This window comes from Saccharomonospora saliphila YIM 90502, assembly GCF_000383795.1.
Taxonomy (GTDB): Bacteria; Actinomycetota; Actinomycetes; order Mycobacteriales; family Pseudonocardiaceae; genus Saccharomonospora; species Saccharomonospora saliphila.
This window is the reverse complement of the sequence record NZ_KB912707.1, coordinates 1-2590: the sequence shown is the minus strand read 5'-3', so window position 1 is coordinate 2590 and position 2590 is coordinate 1. Positions and strand designations below refer to the sequence as shown.

Genomic DNA, 2590 nt, shown 5'->3' with positions numbered 1-2590 from the left:
CGGGCGGGTCGTCGACGCGGCCACCTGGCGGGCCGGCGCCCTGCTCCGGCACCGCCTTGAGCCGGTGCGGGAGGAGGAGAAGGTCCGGCCCGCGAACGACCTGACCCTGGTGGTCGCGGTGAACAGCCGCGCCGCCCTCGTGTGCCGCACGCGACCGGGCTTCTCCGCCCGGGTGGTGCCGAGGCCGTCGGAGGCGACGTCGCCGGAGAGGCCGGTGGCGACCGTGGCGGGCGAGTACCACTTCCCCGGGCTGTCCGTCGTGGGAGTCACCACCGCTGGGACGGCGAAGGTGGAGCTCGTCGCGAACGGCGCCACGATCGTTGCGCCCGTACGGGGCCGGACATTCGCCGCATTCGTCCCGGGTGTGGAACCGGCCGCGGACGCGACGGCGACCTCGCCGGGCGAAGCGGGAATCACGGTGCGGGCCTACGACGTCGGGGGTGCGCTGGTGCATGAAGGGCCCTTGCCCGTGATCCCCAAGAGGTGACGACCGGGCCGCCGTGCACGCATCCCTCGGTCGCTCGACGGGGGAGGCGCGCACGGCGTCACGCCGGGGACGAGGCGAGCGGGTCGCGCAGGTTGGCCTGGGCGAACCCGGCGATTCCGTCGGCGAACGACGTGGTCGCCGTGAACCCCAGCAGCTCGACCGCCCGAGCGGGATCGGCCACGACATGCCGGACGTCGGCGGGGCGGGCACCACCGACGATCCGCGGCCGCGGACCCGAGCATGCCCGGGCCAGTTCGGACGCGAGCTCGCCGACGGTGTGTGGCTCACCGGAGCAGATGTTGACCGGGGTCAGCGTCCCCGGCTCAAGGTCGGCACGCAGGGCCAGCACGTTCGCCCTGGCCACGTCGTGGACGTGCACGAAGTCGCGGCGCTGCCGCCCGTCCTCCAGCACCGTGGGCGCCTCGCCCCGGTGCAGCGCCGAGCGGAACAGCGAGGCCACCCCCGCGTACGGGGTGTTCGCGGGCATCCTCGGGCCGTAGACGTTGTGGTAGCGCAGCGCCCACACGGTGCCCTCCGTCTGCCGGGCCCACGCCGCGGCCAGGTGTTCCTGGGCGAGCTTGGTGGCGGCGTAGGTGCTGCGGGGCCGGGGCGGGGTGTCCTCGCCCACCAGCCGCGGTTCCAGCATGGTGGCGCACTCGGGGCAGCGCGGGTCGTACCGGCCCGCGTCCACATCGGAACGGCGTCTGGGGGAGGGCGCCACGATGCCGTGCGCGGGGCAGGCGTAGCGGCCCTCGCCGTAGACGACCATCGACGAGGCCAGCACCAGCCTGCGCACTCCCGTCTCGTGCATCGCGGCGAGCAGCACAGCGGTGCCGTAGTCGTTGTCGCGGGCGTAGCGCGGAGCGTCCGACGGGTCGACGCCGTGCCCGACGACCGCCGCCTGGTGACACACCGCGTCCACCCCGGACAACAGCTCCCGGAGCAGTCCGGCGTCGGTGACATCGCCGTGCACGAACCGGTGCGCACCGGTGTAGCCCGGCGGCTCCGGCGAGCTGTGGGCGGTCGCCACGAGCGCGTCGAGCAGGACGGGCTCGTGGCCCGACCGGGTCAGCAGGTCGGCGATGTGGGAGCCGATGAAGCCGGCTCCGCCGGTGACGAGAACACGCACATGATCACCGTAGGTGCCGCCGGCCCCGTCCGCAGGGCTCTCCGCCCCGACGTAAGAATTCCGTCACGGGCGGGCCTTCGTCACAGTCCGAGGCCGGTCGTCTCGTCGTGTGTCGCCCCCCGCGCCGAGGGCACTACGGTAGTTGCCTATGGAACGGGACGCGCAGCGGCTGGGCCGCGCTCTGGTGGTGATCGTCGACGACCGGACGGCGCAGGGCGAGATCGACGACAGCATGGGGCCCCTGGTGACCGAGCTGTTGGAGGAGGCGAACTTCATCGTCGACGGCACCGTGGTGGTCAGCGCCGACACGGTGGAGATTCGCAACGCCCTCAACACCGCGGTCATCGGTGGCGTGGACGTGGTGATCACGGTGGGCGCGACGGGGGTCTCGCCCCGCGACGTGACCCCGGACGCCACCTCGGGCGTGCTCGACCGCCCGGTGCCCGGCATCGCCGAGGCCCTGCGTGCCTCGGGCCTGAGCGCCGGCGCCGTCGACGCGGGAATCTCCCGGGGCCTTGTCGGCATCTCGGGCAGCACACTCGTGGTCAACCTCGCCGGGTCCCGGGCCGCGGTGCGCGACGGAATGGCGACCCTGTCGGCCCTGGTTCCGCACGTCATCGACGAGCTCTCCGGGCTGGAGGGCTGACCGTGACGACCGACAGCAGCGGCCCGGCCGCCCGCAGGCCCGGGCGGGACCGCGCGCGGCTGGACGAGGTGTTCGGGACCGTGCTGTTCGACACCACGGCCGACGAACGAGGCCACACCGGAGTCGGCGACGCCGATCCGCCGGACGACTGGTACCTGCGCAATCGCCCTCCCCACCACGACCGCTGACGCGGCGCGCCGCGCCCACCCGCCCGCCACCGGACGGTCACCTTCAGCGCAGGGTCACCGTCACGGGCCGCCCCAACGCGGCGGCGGCCACCCGTGGCGCCTCGTCCTCCGGAACCGCGACCAGGACCAGGGGCTCCGCC

General features: G+C 74.1%; 3 protein-coding genes and 1 pseudogene. 3 read left to right on the top strand and 1 reads right to left on the bottom strand.

Translation table 11 applies throughout. The features are described 5' to 3' along the window. Positions 1 to 487 (top strand): annotated as a pseudogene (locus SACSA_RS23545) (hypothetical protein); the annotation flags it as partial. A 58-nt stretch (positions 488 to 545) separates the two neighbouring features. Here SACSA_RS23545 and SACSA_RS0117345 read toward each other — a convergent pair. After that, the gene (locus SACSA_RS0117345; RefSeq protein ID WP_019819005.1) at positions 546 to 1616 is read right to left on the bottom strand and encodes an NAD-dependent epimerase/dehydratase family protein; all 1071 of its coding nucleotides are present in this window, start codon (positions 1614 to 1616) and stop codon (positions 546 to 548) included. 148 nt (positions 1617 to 1764) lie between these two features. On the opposite strand from SACSA_RS0117345, the gene SACSA_RS0117340 reads away from it, so the two are divergent. After that, the gene (locus SACSA_RS0117340; RefSeq protein WP_019819004.1) at positions 1765 to 2262 is read left to right on the top strand and encodes a MogA/MoaB family molybdenum cofactor biosynthesis protein; all 498 of its coding nucleotides are present in this window, start codon (positions 1765 to 1767) and stop codon (positions 2260 to 2262) included. A 2-nt stretch (positions 2263 to 2264) separates the two neighbouring features. Further along, entirely contained in the window at positions 2265 to 2450 is a 186-nt protein-coding gene (locus SACSA_RS0117335; protein ID WP_019819003.1) for a hypothetical protein, read from the top strand. The last annotated feature ends 140 nt before the right edge of the window (positions 2451 to 2590 follow it).